Below are 16,132 nucleotides of genomic sequence, written 5' to 3'. Positions count from 1 at the left end.
TGTGGCGGAGGCGGACGGGAATCGAACCCGCCAGACCGAGATGCTCGGCCTCACCGGTGTTGAAGACCGGGGGGACCACCAGGAACCCAGACGCCTCCGAGGGACACCCTAGACAGTCGCTCGACCGGAGCGCCTCTGGTGATCGCGGTACGACCGAAGTAGCATCACAGTATGAAGATCAGTGTCAGCCTGCCCGACGAGGACGTGGCGCTCCTCGACGAGGTCGCTCGTGAGGAGGGGCTGTCCAGTCGGTCCGCCGCGCTCCACCGAGCAGTCGAGCTTCTCCGGCTGCGAGGCCTGGAGGTCCACTACGACGAGGCCTGGGCCGAGTGGCAGGCGGCCGGCGACGCCGACGCGTGGGACGGGGTCGCCGGCGACGGGCTGGGCGATGCTGCGCGGTGAGATCCGGCTCGCCGACCTCGACCCGGTGCGTGGCAGCGAGGCCGCCAAGCGTCGGCCGGTCCTTGTCGTGAGCAACGACGTCGCCAACCGCTCGGCCGTGCGCCGTGGCCGGGGCGTGGTCACCGTCGTGCCGTTGACGAGCAACACCGAGCGGATCTTTGCCTTCCAGGCCATGCTGCCCGCGGACCGCACGGGCCTGTCCCTCGACTCCAAGGCGCAGGCGGAGCAGGTCCGCGCGATCGACGTCCAGCGTCTGGGCGGTGTCATCGGTCGTGTCCCGGCAGCCCTGCTCGACGAGGTCGATGACGCGTTGCGCCTCCACCTCGCGCTCTGACGAGGTCTGCGCTCTACGGTGGGGCCATGGAGCAGATCCGCCTGACCCAGTACGCGCGCGGCGGGGGCTGCGCCTGCAAGATCCCGGCCGGCGAGCTCGAGCAGATCGTCGCCGGTCTGCACGTCTCGGCCCCGCCCGGATCGGACGTCCTCGTCGGGCTCGACGACGGTGACGACGCGGCGGCCGTGCGCATCGCCGGTGGTCAGGCCGTGCTGTCGACGACCGACTTCTTCACCCCCGTCGTCGACGACCCCTACGACTGGGGGCGGATCGCGGCGGCCAATGCGGTCTCCGACGTCTATGCCATGGGCGGTGACCCGGTCATGGGGATCAACCTCGTCGCCTGGCCGCGGGAGCTGCTGCCGACCGTCCTGCTCCGCGAGGTCCTGCGCGGTGGCCTGGACCTCGCGACCGAGGCCGGATTCCCCGTGCTCGGTGGGCACAGCATCGACGCCCCCGAGCCGATCTACGGCATGGCGGTGACCGGCACGGCCGACCCCGAGCGGCTCATGCGCAACGACGCCGCCGAGGCGGGGCTGCCGATCAGCCTGACCAAGCCGCTCGGCGTCGGTGTGCTCAACAACCGGCACAAGGCGACCGGCGAGCGCAGCGAGGAGGCGATCGCCTCGATGGTCACCCTCAACCGTGACGCCTCCCGGGCAGCCGTCGCGGCGGGCATCCGGGCGGCGACGGACGTCACCGGATTCGGCCTGCTCGGCCACCTCTACAAGATGTGCCGGGCCTCGGGGGTCGCCGCTCGCGTCGACGCCGCGGCCGTGCCCTATGTCGCTGGTGCCCGCGAGGCGCTCGCCGCCGGTCACGTGCCCGGCGGGTCCCGTCGCAACCTCGACTGGGTCCGACCGCACCTCGCGGCCGACGGCATCGCCGAGGACGAGCTGATCCTCCTCGCCGACGCGCAGACCTCCGGTGGCCTGCTCGTCGTCGGCGAGGTGCCCGGCGCCCCGGTCGTCGGCGAGACGGTCGCGGCCGGCTCCCTCGGTGACGGCGTGCTCGTGCAGGTCGCGTGAGCGAGGTCGACCGGGTCCTCGAGGCGGCCCGGGCCGGCCTGGTCCGGCTCACCCCGCAGCAGGCCCACGACGCGGCGAAGGGGGGAGCCCTCCTCGTCGACACCCGCACCGCCGCGCAGCGGGCCCGGCAGGGCGAGCTGCCCGGCGCGCTCGTCATCGACCGAACCGTCCTCGAGTGGCGGCTCGACCCGACGTGCCCGCACCGCATCCCCGAGGCGCTGCCCGGGACCCGGGTCGTCGTGCTGTGCCGGCAGGGCTACAGCTCGTCGCTGGCCGCGGCCTCCCTTCGCTCGCTGGGGGTGGACGCGACCGACGTCATCGGCGGGGTCGAGGCCTGGGTCGCCGCCGGCCTGCCCCTGCACACCGGGCCCGCCGACGTCCGCGAGTAGCCCCCCCTTCCGCATTGCCCAACGCCCTCGGGCCCGCATTGCCCAACGGCAATGCGCCCCCTTTCGCATTTCCTTCAGGAAATACGACCCGGGGTGCGACGACCTCAAGGAAATGCGAAGGGGGGCAGTCGCCTCAGGCGTGCTGCGGCTTCTTGGTGATGAAGGGGATGACCGCGCCGACGAGGGCGATGACGCCGACGACGGTGAAGGCCATCGTGTACTGCTGGTCCTCGCCGATGAGCCACGAGATGAGCAGCGGGCCGACGATGCCACCGATCGACCAGCCGATGAGCATCAGGCCGTAGATCGCACCGGAGTTCTTCACGCCGAAGAAGTCGCCGGCCGTCGAGGGCAGGGTGCCGAAGGCGCCGCCGTAACAGGTGTAGACGATGGCGCACAGGACGTAGAAGACGACTGCCGAGCCCGCGTGCGGGATCGCGAGCAGGGCCAGTCCCTGCAGGCCGAGGATGCCGAGGAAGGCCGGCATGCGCCCGATCTTGTCCGAGACCGCCGCCCACAGGATGCGGCCGCCACCGTTGAAGAGGCCCATGACGCCGACCAGGGTGGCGGCCGCCGCGGCGCTCATGCCCGTCACGTCGGTCGCGGTGCCCGCGGCCACCGAGATGAGCGAGATGCCTGCGGTCACCGAGATCGTCAGGATGAGCGTCAGCAGGTACCACTGGGGCGTGCGCATGGCCTCCTGCTGGGTGAAGTCCTTGCCGGCGACGTTCTTGACGGGGGCATCCCCCTTCGCCGCGGCCGGGGCGCCGCCGACGGTGTAACCGGCCGGGGGGTTCTTGAAGACCGAGGCGCCGATGAGGCCCATGACGAGGTAGGCGATGCCGAGGTAGAGGAAGACCTTGGTCGGGTACTGCTGGTAGTCCTCGCTCGAGTCGATCATCCGCTGCGCGAGCGGCGAGGTGATGACCGCACCGAAGCCGAAGCCGCCCACCGCGATGCCGGTGATCAGGCCGCGCTTGTCGGGGAACCACTTCTGCAGCATGGCGATCGGCACGATGTAGGCCAGACCGAGGCCGAAGCCGCCGAGCACGCCGTAGCCGAGGATGAGCAGCCACAGGTCGGAGGCATCACGGGCGAAGCTCGCGAGGATGATGCCGATCGAGTAGATCGTCACGCCGACGAGCGCGACGAGGCGTGGCCCCTGCTTGTCCTGGATCCGTCCACCGAGGAAGGTCCCGACGAAGATCATGCCGATGGCGACCTCGAAGGGGATCGTCGCCTGCACCTTGCTCAGCTCGAGCGCCGACGGGTCGGCCTGGATCGCCTTGCTGAAGGTGCTCCACGCGTAGACGGCGCCGATCGCCAGCTGGACGAGGACACCGCCCGCGAGGATGAGCCAACGGTTGCCGCCGGCGGACGTCGGGGCCTGCTCGGGTGCCGTGCTCATGGAACCTCCCACTGGTCGGGTGCCACCGGATGGTGACGGGGTGCTACCTGACGGTGACGATGCTGTCGTCGACGACGCCGTCCTCGCGCCGGCGCTCGAGCCGGTCGCGCTGGACACGGACGGTGTGGCGCGGGTCCTTGGCGGACTCGATGCCCGCCTCGACGATGCCCATGCGGGTCAGTGCCGAGGCGGCGGCGAGGGCGGTGCCCGAGGCGACCGCGACGATGCGGCTGCGTCCGGCGAGCAGGGTGCCGAGCCCGCCACCGATGGCGAGGGCGCGGGCCAGGCGTAGGCGACCGCCCGCAGTGCCCGTGCGCACCGGCTCGTCGATGCCGAGGCCGGTGAGGTGCTCCTCGAGACGGTGCATCGCGAGCAGCTCGGTGCCGACACCGAGCAGCGCCAGGCGTCGCACCGGTCCGGCGAGGGTGGTGGGGGTGAGCACCATCTGCACGCCGCCTGCGGCCAGCGCGGCCGACCCGACGAAGACGAAGGGGAGCTCCCTCCGGCTCTCGTGCCACACCGGGTGCGCGGTGTCGGCGAGCAGCACGGCCGTGTAGGCCGCGAGCGGCGCACCGAAGGCCGCCTGACCGATCGTCGAGGGGGTGCCGAGGGCGTCGGTGACGCGGGTGAGTGCGGCGACCGGACCGCGGGCGGGCAGCAGGCGCAGCACCTCGGCGCCCGTGGTCACCCCGGCGAAGCCCGCGTAGGCGGACAGGATCCACGTGCCGACCGACATCGGCGAGGTGAGCTTGACCGTGCGCATCATGTTGAGGAAGCGCTCCGGCCGGCCGAGGTCGGCGACGAGCGCGATGCCGCTGAGGCCCACGGCCGCCATCGCCGTCAGGCGCGAGTTGCGTTGCAGCACAGAGTTGCCCGTCGCCGCTGCACCCGCCTGGACGATGCCCGAGACACCGGCGATGCCGCCGACGAAGAGGTAGGCCGAGATCTTGTGGTCCCACGGCACCGGCTTGACGATCGCCTGGCCGTAGTAGCTGCTGAACTCCGCGTCCGGAACCGCGGGCGCCTCGCGTCGGCCCCCGCCCTCGCGGGTGAGCCAGCTGCGAGCGGTGCCGGCAGCCCCCTTCGCGCGGTCACGGCGGCGTCGGCGGCCACCCTCCTCGGGCGGTCGGTAGCTGTCGAAGGGAGAGGTCGTCACGTCCGGCTCCCGAGGAAGGAGACGGCGACGGCGCCGAGCAGGCCGACCCCGGCGAGGCCGGCGGCGCGGAACATCTCGGGCAGTCGCTTCGTCGGGGCCTCGGGGTCCGGCGGCAGGCCGTAGACCTCGGGCTCGTCGAGCAGGAGGAAGACCGAGCCGGTGCCGCCGACGCCGTCGTGCTCGTTGGCCCCGTAGAGGCGCGCCTCGGTGAAGCCCTGCTCGTGCAGCTGGGCGACGCGGTCCCGGGCCGTGGCGACCATGTCGTCGTGGGTGCCGAACTTGATCGACGTCGTCGGGCAGGTCTGCGCGCACGCGGGCGTCTGGTCGTGGGAGAGGCGGTCGTAGCAGAGCGTGCACTTCTGCGCGACACCGACATTGGGCACGTGGTCGTCGGCGCGCACCGAGACGCTCGCGTCGTTGCGCCGCTCGATGACGCCGAAGGGGCACGCGCCGACGCAGTAGCCGCAGCCGTTGCAGACATCGGCCTGGACGACGACCGTGCCGTGCTCGCTGCGGAAGAGCGCACCCGTCGGGCACACGTCGAGGCAGCCGGCGTGGGTGCAGTGCTTGCACACGTCGGAGGACATCAGCCAGCGAAACTCCGGCACGGACCCGACGATCGGCACGCCGTCGACGGTCACACCGAGGTGCCCGGTGCCGCCGGCCTCGACGTCGGCCTTCTCGGCGAGCATGTCGGTCAGCGCCGGTCCGTGTCCCTCGATCGGCGCGGGGAGGGTGCCGTAGCCGGCGGGTGCGCCGCCCGTCGGGGGCTGCGTGGGTGGCTCACCGACGGCCGGCATGCCCAGGTCGACGAGCCGCCGCCCGGACTCGCGGGCGGCCTCGATGCGCTCGCGGCTCTGCTCGACGAAGGCGACGTGCCGCCACGTGCTCGCGCCCAGGTCACCGGTGTTGTCGTAGCTGTTGCCCGTGATGGCGAGGCCGTCGAGGGGGATGCCGTTCCACTCCTTGCACGCGACCTCGCAGGCCTTGCAGCCGATGCAGATGGAGGTGTCGGTGAAGAAGCCCTTGCGTTCGGGCGCCTCCTGCCACCCCGCGTCGCGGGCGGGCTCGGTGACGCCCGACAGCTGCCGGGAGAGATAACCCATCACGGCCTCCCTTCGTCGTGGGGCTCGTCGCGGTGCTGGTTGCCGGTCTCGACGGTCGTGCCCGAGCGCGACTGGTACTCCGCGACGAGGCGCAGCAGCTCCTCGCCCCGAGGCCGGCGACCGGGGCGGATGTCGCAGGAGCCGACCTTCGACTCCTGGATCTGGACGTTGGGGTCGAGCGCCAGGCCGAGCAGGTCGTTGGCCCCGTCGCCCTCGACGACGGCGTCGCGGCCGACGCCCCAGTGGTAGGGCAGACCGATCTGGTGGATCGTGCGGCCCTTGATCGTCAGCGGCGTCATCCGCTCGGTGACGAGCACGCGTGCCTCGATGGCGCTGCGCGCCGAGATGAGCGTCGCCCACCCGCCGTTGACGAGGCCCTGCTGCTCGGCGAGCTCGGGCGAGACCTCGCAGAACATCTCGGGCTGCAGCTCCGACAGGTAGGGCAGCCACCGGCTCATGCCGCCGGCCGTGTGGTGCTCGGTGAGCCGATAGGTCGTGAAGACGAAGGGGTAGACGTCCGACCCCGGCTCGTCCCCGGACGGGCTCCACAGGTTGTCCTTGCGCGGGTAGACCAGCCGGGCCGGGTTGCGCTGCTGCCCGTAGACCGGGTTGGCGACGGGCGACTCCTGCGCCTCGTAGTGCGAAGGGAGCGGACCGTCCACCATGCCCTTGGGCGCGAAGAGCCAGCCCTTGCCGTCCGCCTGCATGATGAAGGGGTCGTCGCCGGCGATGGCTGCGGGTCCGCCGACGTCGGGGTCGGGCCGGAAGGACGGGTCGCGGTCCACCGGGAAGTCGGGGACGTCCTTGCCCGTCCACTTCTTCGCGTCCGCGTCCCACCAGACGTACTTCTTGCGCTCGCTCCACGGCCGCCCCTGCGGGTCGGCGGAGGCGCGGTTGTAGAGGATGCGCCGGTTCATCGGCCAGGCCCAGCCCCACTCGGCGGCGGTCTCGTCCTGCTCCTGACCCGGCACGCGGTTGGCCGACTTGTTGACCCCACCGGCGTAGACGCCGGTGTAGATCCAGCAGCCGCCCGAGGTCGAGCCGTCGGCCTTCATGTCGGCGAACTTGTCGAGCAGCTGCCCGGCCTTCTCACCGCTCACGTGGTAGCCGTTGATCTCCCGCAGCACCGCCTCGGCGTCGGTCTCGCCGTGCGCGTCCTTGGGGTAGTCCCACGTCAGGTCGAGCAGCGGCCGGTCGCGCTCGTCGGTCGAGTCGGCGAGCCGCTCGCGGATGCGCACGCCGAGCTCGTGGAAGAACTCGAGCTCGCTCTGCGCGTCGTTGGGCGGCTGCACGGCCTGGTGGTGCCACTGGAGCATCCGCTGGGTCTGGGTGAAGGTGCCCGACTTCTCCACGTGGTTGGCCGCGGGGAAGAAGAAGACCTCGGTGTCGATGTCCTCGGTCTTGAGCTCGCCGCTGGCGATCTCGGGGGAGTCCTTCCAGAAGGTCGCCGACTCGATGAGCTGGAAGTCGCGGACGACGACCCACTTGAGGTGTGTCATCGCCAGCCGCTGCATCTTGCCGTGGGCCGAGCCGACCGCAGGGTTCTGCCCGAGCACGAAGTAGCCCTCGACCTCGTACTCGAGCATCGACATCACCGTCTGGTAGGTGCCGTGGGCACCCGTCAGACGCGGCAGGTAGTCGAAGCAGAAGTCGTTGTCCGGGGTCGCCGCGTCGCCGAACCACGCCTTCATCAGGCTCGCGGTGTAGGCCGGCGCCTCGGTCCAGAAGCCCTTCTGCAGCGGCGAGGAGATCGTCTCGAGGTATTGCTCGAGGGTGTCGTGCTTGCCGGCCACCGGCATCGGCAGGTAGCCGGGCAGGAGGTTGAAGAGGGTCGGGATGTCGGTCGAGCCCTGGATGCTCGCGTGCCCGCGCAGCGCCATGATGCCGCTGCCCGGTCGGCCGACATTGCCCATGAGCAGCTGGAGGATCGCGGCGGTGCGGATGAACTGCGCGCCGAGGCTGTGCTGGGTCCACCCCAGGGCGTAGGCGAAGCAGGTCGTGCGCTCGCGGCCGGAGTTGCTCGTCAGCGCGTCGGCGATCTCGCGGAACTGCCACTGCGGGATGCCGCACACCTCCTCGACCATCTCGGGCGTGTAGCGCGCGTAGTGCCGCTTGAGCACCTGGAAGACCGAGCGCGGGTGCTGCAGGGATTCGTCACGAATCACCCGGGCGTGCTCGAGGGCCGGGCCCGCCGCGCCGTGCTGGTCGCCCGCGGCGCGGGCGCTCTTGTGCGCTCCGTGCTCGTGACCACCGCTCGGGCCGCCGACCTCGTCGTCGCCGGAGTCGCTCCCTTCGCCGTCCTCGCGCTCGGCATAGGCCCACGAGCTCATGTCATAGGTGCCGGACTGCTCGTCGTAGCCGGAGAAGACGCCGTCGAGGTCCTCGGTGTCGACGAAGTCCTCGCCGACGAGGGTCGCGGCATTGGTGTAGGCCACGACGTAGTCACGGAAGTAGAGGTCGTTGTCGATGACGTGCTTGATGAGCGCGCCCAGGAGCACGACGTCGGTGCCCGCCCGGATCGCGACGTGGGTGTCAGCGATCGCGGAGGTGCGGGTGAATCGCGGGTCGATGTGGATGACCCGCGCACCGCGGGCCTTGGCCTCGGAGACCCACTGGAAGCCCACCGGATGGCACTCGGCCATGTTGGAGCCCTGGATGATGATGCAGTCCGCGTTGGCCATGTCCTGGAGGGACTGGGTGGCGCCGCCGCGCCCGAAGGAGGCTCCCAGACTGGGAACCGTGGCGGAGTGTCAAATACGCGCCTGGTTCTCGATCTGGATCGCGCCGGCCGCCGTGAAGAGCTTCTTGATGAGGTAGTTCTCCTCGTTGTCGAGGGTGGCTCCCCCGAGCGAGGCGATGCCCATCGTGCGACGAAGGGGGCGGCCGTGCTCGTCGTGGTCCTGCCACTTCGCGGCGCGCGAGGCGAGGAAGCGGTCGGCGACCATGTCGATGGCCTCGTCGAGCTCGATCCGCTGGAAGTCCGTGGCGCCCGGCGCGCGGTAGAGCACGTGCGTCTGGCGGGTCGGCGAGTTGACCAGCTGCTCGCTCGCAGCACCCTTGGGGCACAAGCGCCCTCGGCTCACCGGCGAGTCCGGGTCGCCCTCGATCTGGACGACCTGCTCGTCCTTGACGAAGACCCGCTGGCCACAGCCGACGGCGCAGTAGGGGCACACGCTCTGCACGACGCGGTCGGCGCTCGACGTGCGCGGCTCGGTCTCACGGGTGCGCCGCGAGGTGACCGCGGCGCCGCGGCCGAGGAAGTCGCCCGAGGCCAGCTGCCGCAGGACGGGCCAGCCGAGGAAGGTCGAGTCCTTCGGTGCCATCGCTGCCACTCCCTTCGCGAGAAGACGTGCTCTGGATCACCGTAGCGCTTCCTAGTCACTACACGTTGGTCGAGGTGTGAGGAGCTCTGCGACGAGCCTCGAGACCCGCCTCCGGGCGAAGGGGGGCGCTCCCGGCGAGGAGGGTTGGCGCGCTGCCGAAGTCCTTCGTCGTCGTGTGGTCGCGTTGTCGTTCTCGACTTCGGCTTGACGCCACGCCAACCCTCCCCGCCGTCCGCTCTGCTGCCCTGCCGCCTCATTCGAAGAAGAAACGCTCGCTCGACCGGGCGTTTCTTCTTCGAATGGCCGCGCTCTGCCTACCCCGGTCCCTGAGTGGGTCCCACGTTCCGCGTGGGCGGTCGCTCAGCGACCGTCTCGAAGGGACGCCAGCCGCCTACCAGGCGTAGGGCTCGAAGTTCTTCAGGAAGACGCCGTAGAGGTCCTCGCCGCGCTCGCCGCGGACGATCGGGTCGTAGACACGAGCGGCGCCGTCGACGAGGTCGAGCGGGGCGTGCCAGCCCTGGGCGGCGATGTCGAGCTTTTCGTGGTGCGGGCGCTCGTCGGTGATCCAGCCGGTGTCGACGGCCGTCATGAGGATCTTGTCGGTCTCGAACATCTCCCCGGCCGAGGTGCGGGTGAGCATGTTGAGCGCGGCCTTGGCCATGTTGGTGTGCGGGTGGCCGGCGCCCTTGTAGCGGCGCGAGAACTGCCCCTCCATCGCCGAGACGTTGACGACGTGGCCGCGGGCCGCGTCGCCGACGACCTCGCGGCGGCGCTCGACGGCCGCGCGCATGGCCGGCCGCAGCCGCGAGACGAGCAGGAAGGGCGCGACCGAGTTGCACATCTGCACCTCGAGGAGCTCGAGCGGGTCGACCTCGTCGACGGTCTGCTTCCACGAGTTCGTCGTCACGACGTCGGGCAGCAGCCCGCCGGCGTCGACGGCCGTGCCAGCGAGGTGTGCCTCCAGGCTCGCGCTACCCGCGGTGAGGGCCAGCCGGGTCATGTCGGCAGCGGTGCGCACGGCGGCCGCGTCGGCGTGGGGCACCGGGTGCTCGCCGAGGGAGCCGACGAGCGCCGCGGGGTGCGCCTCGCTCACCCGGTCGAAGGAGATCATCGTCGGCGTCGGCCCGTCGATCTCGAGCGGCTGCGACTCGCCGTCGACGAGCTGGCTGTAGGCGCCCGGGGAGCGCCGCACCGTCTGGCAGGCGTTGTTGATGAGGATGTCGAGCGGCCCGGCGGCCGCGACCTCGTCGGTCAGGGCAACCACCTGGGTCGGGTCGCGCAGGTCGATGCCGACGATCGTCAGCCGGTCGATCCACTCCGGCGAGTCGGCGAGCTCGGCGAAGCGCCGCGCCGCGTCCCGGGGGAAGCGGGTGGTGATCGTCAGGTCGGCGCCGTCACGCAGCAGCCGCAGGGCGATGTACATGCCGATCTTCGCCCGGCCGCCGGTGAGCAGCGCCCGCCGTCCGCGCAGGTCGGTGCCCTGGTCGCGGCGCTCGTGGCTCATCGCCGCGCAGTCCGGGCACAGCCAGTGGTAGAAGGCATCGACGAGCGTGTAGTCGGCGTGGCAGATGTAGCAGCCGCGGGGGATCTGCAGCTCGCCGACGAATCGGCTCTCGCTCGACGCGGCGAGCGGGATCCCCTTCGTCTCGTCGTCGATGCGCATCGGCGACCCGGTCGCGGTCTGGTCGAGGATCGCCTGGTCGTGCGCCATCTTGGGCCCGCGCTCGGCCTGCCGGGCCTCGCGGCGACGCGCCTTCTTCACCCGGTTGTACATCGTGCCCGCGGCCCGCTTGACCGTCGCGATGTCCTCGTGGCCCGGCGGCAGCTCGTGGAGCATCCCGAGGACGCGCAGGGTGGTCGCCAGGTCATCGGGGTCGACGCCGCTCGTGTTGCTGGCCTGGGTCTCACTCACGGGGTCCGAGGATACGTGGCCCCGAGTCGATCGCCGCAGGCCGAAGGGGGATGCCTGCGGAGCGGACGGCGGGGAGGGTTGGCGTGGCGTCCAGGCGAGCCGCAGGGCGAAGGGGGATGGCTGCGCACATCAAGCCGAAGTCAGCAACGACAACCGCCGGCGAAGAGGAGAACGAAGGACTTCGGCGGGCGCAGCCGTCCCCCTTCGTCCGGAGGCGGAAGCGGGGTCTCGAGGCTCGCTGGCGCTCGCACCTCGACCACCGAAGCGGGGGTGACGCGCCCTATGGTCGGGGCATGAGCCTCGCCGACCGCACCTTCGCCGCCGTCCTCTTCGACAACGACGGCACCCTCGTCGACTCGACGGGCTCGGTGGAGCGGTCGTGGGTGCGGTGGGCGGTGGAGCACGACATCGACCCGCGGACGCTCGTCGGTCACCACGGGATGCCGGCGCCGGCGATCATCGCGTCGGTCGCGCCGCACCTGGACCCGCAGACGGCCTTCGCGCGGATCGAGCAGCTCGAGGTCGACGACGTCGAGGGCGTCGTCGCCCTGCCCGGCGTGCTCGACGCCATCGCGGCGATCGGCGACGGACCCGCCGCGGTCGTCACCTCGGCGACTCGTGAGCTGGCCCGGGTCCGGCTGGCGGCGGCGGGCATCGGCATCGCGCAGGTCGTGACCTTCGACGACGTCGAGCGCGGCAAGCCGCACCCCGATCCCTTCCTCCTTGCCGCCGAGCGGCTCGGCGTCGACCCGGCGGACTGCCTGGTCTGCGAGGACGCCCCGAGCGGGGTCGCGGCGGCCCGGTCGGCGGGCTGCGCGGTGCTCGCGGTGACGACGACGAGCACCCCCGAGGAACTCGGTGGCGCCGACCTCGTCGTGTCGTCGCTGGCCGACGTGGTCTTCGAGGTGGTCGACGGCCGGGTGCGGGTGCGCCCCCGTCAGCCCTGACCGGGGCGAAGGGGGATCAGGCGCCGGCCTGCTTGGGAGCGGCCGCGTCGGGGCCGGTCGCGGCGAGGTCGCGCTCGACGTAGGCCTCGATGGCGTTGAGGTCGTCCTCGCTGCGGCGGACCACGGCGAGCAGGTCCTGCATCGTGGCGACCTCCTCGACCTGCTCCTTGATGAACCACTGCATGAACTGCTCGGCGGCGAAGTCGTTGTCCTCGCGGGCCGTCCGCGTCAGGGCGTGGATCTGCTCGGTGACCCGCTTCTCCTGCTCGACGGCCAGCTCGACCGGCGCGACGATCCCCTCGAAGGTGCTGACCGGCGCCTCGATCGCCGGCAGGTGCACCGGCTGGTCGGTGTCGAGCAGGTACTGGATCATCATCTTCGCGTGGCCGCTCTCCTCGGCCGCCTGCCGGTAGAAGAAGCCCGCGAGCTGGGGCAGGGTCAGCGACTCGTAGTGGGCCGCGACGGCGAGGTACTGCTGGTGGGCGGCGAACTCCTCACCGATCTGGGTGGTGAGCTGAGCGGCGAAGGGCGAGGCGGTCATGCCCGAAAAATAGGCGGCCCGCCGCGGCCGCCGCCAGCAAGGACAGCCGAGCCTTCGTGGTCGCTCGCGTGCGGGTCAGGCTGCCTTGCGCAGCTTGTCCTTGGCCTTGGCGGTGACGAGCCGGCGCTTGTGGACCGCGTAGCCGTCGGGCAGGCGCCCCTCCTTGAGCAGGCGGATCGGGCAGGAGCTGCAGCGCTTCTTGCTGACGCAGCACTTCTCCTTGACCTTGATCTTCCCGATCTTGACCTTCTTGCCCATGACGGCACGCTAGGCCATGCAGGTGAGGCTCGCCTACCCTCCGTTCGCCCCTCGGGAACCGGCGGCGGATCCCCCTTCGCCCGGGGCTAGGAGGTGGCGGCGGGCTCCTGCGGGTCCTCGCAGAGGAAGGGCGCCGTGCTCCCACCCGAGTGGTACGTGTACTCGCGGCCCTGCGCTCGGAGCACGATCCGGTGTCCCTCGACGAGGGTCTGGCCGTAGACCCGCCCCGGCTCGGGGCAGCCGAGGCTGCTGTCGCGCCAGGTCACCGCGTCATGTGACACCGGCTCGACGTCGGCAGGGTCGATGCCCAGACGCTTCGCCAGGTCTGCGACCGCCGCGTCCTGCCGGTCCGAAGGGGGTGTCGTGCTCGTCATCGAGGTCTCCGAGGTCGGGGTCGAGGTGGCGCCGCCCCCCATGGTGCCCGCTCAGACGAAGGGGAGCGTTCTGCTCATCCCCTCGGGGCGCCCGGGCTCCGCGTAGTGCTCGACGCCGAAGGCCGCGGCGAAGACCTCGGGCGGCATCTGCAGCATCTGCTGCACGTCACCCTGCGAGGCGTGGCAGGCGAGGGCTGCGCGCTTGACGTCGATGACCTCGGTGACGTCGACGGCGTGGTGGATCTCGCTCTGCGGCAGGCCCATCGGGTTGCCGTCGTCCATCGGGTCATCGGGGGAGAAGCCGGGGTCGATGCCCATCGCCTTCGCCTGCTCGACCTGCTCGCGCATGCGGTCGCGGTTCATCGTGTTCTCCAGCACGCGGGGGCGCCGGGTCGCCAGCTCGGCCGCGCGGTGGGCGACGTGGTGCACCTTGACGTGGTCGGGGTGGCCGTAGCCGCCGTGCCAGTCGTAGCCGACGAGGATGTCCGCGTCCTCCTCGTCGAGGATCGCGGCCAGGCGGCCGGCGGCCTCGTCGAGGTCGGCGCCGTGGAAGGACCCGTCCCAGGCGTTGTGCTCCCAGCCGGTCATGCCGGAGTCGACGTAGCCGAGCCAGGCGACGCGGGCGGTGCCCGTGACGGCCGCCGAGGCCTCGGCCTCCTGCCGACGATGGTCGGCGAGGGTCCTCCCTTCGCCCAGGTCGTCGGGGACGCTGCCGTGCTCGCCGCCGGTGGCGTAGGCGACGACCACCCGGCCGCCGGCGCGGGAGGTGAGGGCCATCGACCCGGAGGTCCCGCTGGCCTCGTCGTCGGGGTGGGCATGGAAGAAGACGGTGGTCGTCACGAGGACATCGTGCACCGGCGCGCCGACAACTCGCTTGCCGAGGCGGGCGAAGGGGGGAAGTCTCCACCCATGACACCTGACCCCGGGGCCGCCGGGCTCCCCGTGGACACCTACCTCGCCGCCATCGAGCGGGAGACCCGCCGCTTCCGCGAGTGCCTCGCCGACGCCGACCCGGGCCTGCGGGTGCCGACCTGCCCCGACTGGACCGCCGACGACCTGCTGTGGCACCTCGGGGGAGAGGTGCAGGACTTCTGGGCCTGGGTCATCGCGCACCGTCCCGAGGTGCCGGAGGCCTACGAGGAGCCGGAGCGGCCCGCCGACCGGGCCGGGCTGCTCGCCCACCTCGACCACGCCCACGAGCAGCTCATGCTCGGCCTGCGCAATGCCGACCCGGCCGACGCCGCGTGGTCGTGGGTCGGCGACCCGGCGCTGCACACGGTCGGTTTCACCGTCCGACGCCAGGCCCACGAGGCGCTGATCCACCGCGTCGACGCCGAGCTGACGGTCGGCGAGGTGACGCCGCTCGACTCGCAGCTCGCGAGCGACGGCGTGCTCGAGTGCCTCGAGTGGATGTACGGCAACCTCCCCGGCTGGGCCGGCTGGGAGCACGACGGGTCGCGGGTCCTCGTCCACGCGGCCGACACCGGCCACCGCGTCCTCGTCGGCCTCGGCCGGGTGACTGGCCGCAACCCGCGCACCGGTGACGAGATCGACCAGACCGAGCTGCAGGTGCTCGACCGCTCCGTCCACGGGCATGCCGAGGCCGACGTGACGATCACCGCCGACGCCGCGGCGCTCGACCTGTGGCTGTGGCACCGCGGGCCGGCCTACCCGGTCGAGATGGAGGGGGACGAGGCGCTGCTCGACCGGCTGCTCGGGGTGCTCGGCCAGTCGATCGACTGACGCTCAGCCCGAGACCGGCTCCGAGACGTGCTCGGCGGCGACCGGGGCGCCCGACGGCGGGGCGAGCTGCTCCCTTCGCTCGTAGGCCCACCCGGGACCCCGCAGGAGGAACCCGAAGCGGTCCGACCAGGTCGGCGCCGTCGCGATGTCCTTGGCGATGTCGCGCCACTCGTGGGTCGCGATCGTCCCGAGGTTGAAGCTGTCGATGTTGCGGGTCAGGCCGTAGCGCACCCGCTCGACCTCCGGCTCGAAGGTGCCGAAGAGCTTGTCCCACAGGATGAGGATCGAGCCGTGGTTGATGTCGAGGTACTGCCGCTGGCTGCCGTGGTGGGCCCGGTGGTGGCTCGGGGTGTTGAGCACCTTCTCCAGCCAGCCGATGGAGCGCACGGCCTCGGTGTGGATCCAGAACTGGTAGATGAGGTTGAGCGCCCGTGCGTCCTCGATGTAGCGCGGCGGGATCCCGAGCAGCGCGAGCACCCCATAGGGCGCCGACAGGGTGAAGCCGTCGGCGACCGGCTGCCGCAGCGCCGTCGAGAGGTTGTAGCGCTCGCTGCTGTGGTGGACGACGTGCACAGCCCACATCCAGCGCGACTCGTGGGCCGTGCGGTGGTTCCAGTAGTAGATGAAGTCCCAGCCGGCGATGGCGAGCAGGTAGGGGACGGCCCCCGTACGCTGGCGGAAGGGACTGATCGCGGCGAGCCGCGTCGCGGAGGTCTGCAGCGCCCACACCGAGGCCGCGGCGACCGCGGTCGAGCCGACGGCGGCGACGGCGGAGCCCGAGGTGAGCAGGCCGAGGGCGTCGACGCGCGAGCGGACGGTCGTCGGCTGCGGGGCGTCCGAGGGGAGGGTGCCGGCCTCGGGCAGCTCGCCCCCGTGGGCGCGGCGCTGGCGCAGCACGTCTCCGACGGTCGTCACGACGGCCGCGGCAGCGCCGACGGCCATGAGCGCGGTGCCCGCCCGCGTGGTCCCGGGCGCCAGACGACGCACGAGCGGTCCCGTGACGAAGGGGGCGATGAGACTGCCGATCCCCATGCTGAGGCTGGCGATGGTGTCGTTGAGCTCGTAGTCCCCTGACCGGTCCTCGTCGGGTGCGGCCGGGCGCTTGTGGTGCATCCACCAGTACTCCGCACCCATGGCGCCCACGAAGGCAGGGATCGCGAGGACGGTCAGGTCAGGGCGTGCCATGGGGGCTCCTTTGCCGGGGACGAGCT

The 16,132-nt window shown here is 71.6% G+C and carries 16 protein-coding genes and 1 tRNA gene; 6 read left to right on the top strand and 11 right to left on the bottom strand.

Going from position 1 to position 16,132, the window contains the following annotated elements; genetic code table 11:
- Nucleotides 1-2: 2 nt before the first annotated feature.
- Nucleotides 3-98 (bottom strand) — tRNA-Sec (locus ACQBJO_RS16070).
- A 73-nt stretch (nt 99-171) separates the two neighbouring features.
- On the opposite strand from ACQBJO_RS16070, the gene ACQBJO_RS16065 reads away from it, so the two are divergent.
- The 4 genes from ACQBJO_RS16065 to ACQBJO_RS16050 are packed head-to-tail and all read left to right on the top strand — an operon-like array spanning nt 172 to nt 2,153.
- Entirely contained in the window at nt 172-402 is a 231-nt protein-coding gene (locus tag ACQBJO_RS16065) for a ribbon-helix-helix domain-containing protein (protein ID WP_255184698.1), read from the top strand.
- The gene (locus ACQBJO_RS16060) at nt 389-736 is read left to right on the top strand and encodes a type II toxin-antitoxin system PemK/MazF family toxin (RefSeq protein ID WP_421007895.1); all 348 of its coding nucleotides are present in this window, start codon (nt 389-391) and stop codon (nt 734-736) included. The genes ACQBJO_RS16065 and ACQBJO_RS16060 overlap by 14 nt, the downstream gene beginning before the upstream one ends.
- Nucleotides 737-762: 26 nt before the next feature.
- Nucleotides 763-1,764 (top strand): selenide, water dikinase SelD, encoded by a 1,002-nt coding sequence (gene selD, locus ACQBJO_RS16055; protein WP_421007896.1) that lies wholly within the window; start codon nt 763-765, stop codon nt 1,762-1,764.
- Complete coding sequence (locus ACQBJO_RS16050) at nt 1,761-2,153, top strand: rhodanese-like domain-containing protein (RefSeq protein WP_421007897.1); 393 nt, start codon at nt 1,761-1,763, stop codon at nt 2,151-2,153. The genes selD and ACQBJO_RS16050 overlap by 4 nt, the downstream gene beginning before the upstream one ends.
- A gap of 133 nt (nt 2,154-2,286) precedes the next feature.
- Here the strand turns inward: ACQBJO_RS16050 and ACQBJO_RS16045 are convergent, their stop codons facing one another.
- The 5 genes from ACQBJO_RS16045 to ACQBJO_RS16025 all read right to left on the bottom strand — a co-directional run bounded on the left by ACQBJO_RS16045 (nt 2,287) and on the right by ACQBJO_RS16025 (nt 11,058).
- Nucleotides 2,287-3,561 (bottom strand): L-lactate MFS transporter, encoded by a 1,275-nt coding sequence (locus ACQBJO_RS16045; RefSeq protein ID WP_421007898.1) that lies wholly within the window; start codon nt 3,559-3,561, stop codon nt 2,287-2,289.
- A 43-nt stretch (nt 3,562-3,604) separates the two neighbouring features.
- Nucleotides 3,605-4,717 (bottom strand): NrfD/PsrC family molybdoenzyme membrane anchor subunit, encoded by a 1,113-nt coding sequence (gene nrfD, locus ACQBJO_RS16040; protein WP_421007899.1) that lies wholly within the window; start codon nt 4,715-4,717, stop codon nt 3,605-3,607.
- On the bottom strand, nt 4,714-5,823 hold the full coding sequence (locus tag ACQBJO_RS16035; protein WP_255184692.1) for a 4Fe-4S dicluster domain-containing protein: 1,110 nt from the start codon (nt 5,821-5,823) through the stop codon (nt 4,714-4,716). Before ACQBJO_RS16035 ends, nrfD begins: the two co-directional genes overlap by 4 nt.
- A complete protein-coding gene (fdh, locus tag ACQBJO_RS16030; protein ID WP_421007900.1) occupies nt 5,823-9,146 on the bottom strand; it encodes a formate dehydrogenase in 3,324 nt (1,107 codons plus the stop codon). Before fdh ends, ACQBJO_RS16035 begins: the two co-directional genes overlap by 1 nt.
- A 391-nt stretch (nt 9,147-9,537) precedes the next feature.
- Nucleotides 9,538-11,058 (bottom strand): SDR family NAD(P)-dependent oxidoreductase, encoded by a 1,521-nt coding sequence (locus tag ACQBJO_RS16025; protein ID WP_421007901.1) that lies wholly within the window; start codon nt 11,056-11,058, stop codon nt 9,538-9,540.
- Between the two features lie 293 nt (nt 11,059-11,351).
- Between ACQBJO_RS16025 and ACQBJO_RS16020 the strand changes: the two genes are divergently transcribed.
- Nucleotides 11,352-12,005, top strand: coding sequence for an HAD-IA family hydrolase (locus tag ACQBJO_RS16020; RefSeq protein ID WP_421007902.1), 654 nt, complete (start codon nt 11,352-11,354; stop codon nt 12,003-12,005).
- 16 nt (nt 12,006-12,021) lie between these two features.
- Here the strand turns inward: ACQBJO_RS16020 and ACQBJO_RS16015 are convergent, their stop codons facing one another.
- The 4 genes from ACQBJO_RS16015 to ACQBJO_RS16000 form a co-directional block, all read right to left on the bottom strand.
- A complete protein-coding gene (locus tag ACQBJO_RS16015; protein ID WP_255184688.1) occupies nt 12,022-12,546 on the bottom strand; it encodes a ferritin in 525 nt (174 codons plus the stop codon).
- Nucleotides 12,547-12,621: 75 nt separating this feature from the next.
- Complete coding sequence (locus ACQBJO_RS16010; protein WP_072625838.1) at nt 12,622-12,804, bottom strand: hypothetical protein; 183 nt, start codon at nt 12,802-12,804, stop codon at nt 12,622-12,624.
- A gap of 86 nt (nt 12,805-12,890) precedes the next feature.
- Nucleotides 12,891-13,178, bottom strand: a complete 288-nt coding sequence (locus ACQBJO_RS16005) for a hypothetical protein (RefSeq protein ID WP_255184687.1) — start codon at nt 13,176-13,178, stop codon at nt 12,891-12,893.
- Between the two features lie 51 nt (nt 13,179-13,229).
- Entirely contained in the window at nt 13,230-14,018 is a 789-nt protein-coding gene (locus ACQBJO_RS16000) for a PIG-L deacetylase family protein (RefSeq protein WP_421007903.1), read from the bottom strand.
- Nucleotides 14,019-14,087: 69 nt separating this feature from the next.
- On the opposite strand from ACQBJO_RS16000, the gene ACQBJO_RS15995 reads away from it, so the two are divergent.
- Nucleotides 14,088-14,921: a maleylpyruvate isomerase N-terminal domain-containing protein gene (locus ACQBJO_RS15995; RefSeq protein WP_421007904.1), complete on the top strand. Its 834-nt coding sequence runs from the start codon at nt 14,088-14,090 to the stop codon at nt 14,919-14,921.
- Nucleotides 14,922-14,924: 3 nt separating this feature from the next.
- Here the strand turns inward: ACQBJO_RS15995 and ACQBJO_RS15990 are convergent, their stop codons facing one another.
- Nucleotides 14,925-16,106: a sterol desaturase family protein gene (locus ACQBJO_RS15990; protein WP_421007905.1), complete on the bottom strand. Its 1,182-nt coding sequence runs from the start codon at nt 16,104-16,106 to the stop codon at nt 14,925-14,927.
- Between the last annotated feature and the right edge of the window lie 26 nt (nt 16,107-16,132).

The organism is Janibacter zhangyanbonis, from assembly GCF_050507325.1.
GTDB lineage: Bacteria > Actinomycetota > Actinomycetes > Actinomycetales > Dermatophilaceae > Janibacter.
This window is presented reverse-complemented; position numbering and strand designations above follow the sequence as displayed.

Excerpts from the sequence above, each read along its gene's own strand:
- ACQBJO_RS16065 (WP_255184698.1), top strand. The coding sequence starts at position 172 with ATGAAGATCAGTGTCAGCCTGCCCGACGAGGACGTGGCGCTCCTCGAC.
- ACQBJO_RS16060 (WP_421007895.1), top strand. The coding sequence starts at position 389 with ATGCTGCGCGGTGAGATCCGGCTCGCCGACCTCGACCCGGTGCGTGGC.
- selD (WP_421007896.1), top strand. The coding sequence starts at position 763 with ATGGAGCAGATCCGCCTGACCCAGTACGCGCGCGGCGGGGGCTGCGCC.
- ACQBJO_RS16045 (WP_421007898.1), bottom strand. The coding sequence starts at position 3,561 with ATGAGCACGGCACCCGAGCAGGCCCCGACGTCCGCCGGCGGCAACCGT.
- ACQBJO_RS16035 (WP_255184692.1), bottom strand. The coding sequence starts at position 5,823 with ATGGGTTATCTCTCCCGGCAGCTGTCGGGCGTCACCGAGCCCGCCCGC.
- ACQBJO_RS16020 (WP_421007902.1), top strand. The coding sequence starts at position 11,352 with ATGAGCCTCGCCGACCGCACCTTCGCCGCCGTCCTCTTCGACAACGAC.
- ACQBJO_RS16015 (WP_255184688.1), bottom strand. The coding sequence starts at position 12,546 with ATGACCGCCTCGCCCTTCGCCGCTCAGCTCACCACCCAGATCGGTGAG.
- ACQBJO_RS16010 (WP_072625838.1), bottom strand. The coding sequence starts at position 12,804 with ATGGGCAAGAAGGTCAAGATCGGGAAGATCAAGGTCAAGGAGAAGTGC.
- ACQBJO_RS16005 (WP_255184687.1), bottom strand. The coding sequence starts at position 13,178 with ATGACGAGCACGACACCCCCTTCGGACCGGCAGGACGCGGCGGTCGCA.
- ACQBJO_RS15995 (WP_421007904.1), top strand. The coding sequence starts at position 14,088 with ATGACACCTGACCCCGGGGCCGCCGGGCTCCCCGTGGACACCTACCTC.
- ACQBJO_RS15990 (WP_421007905.1), bottom strand. The coding sequence starts at position 16,106 with ATGGCACGCCCTGACCTGACCGTCCTCGCGATCCCTGCCTTCGTGGGC.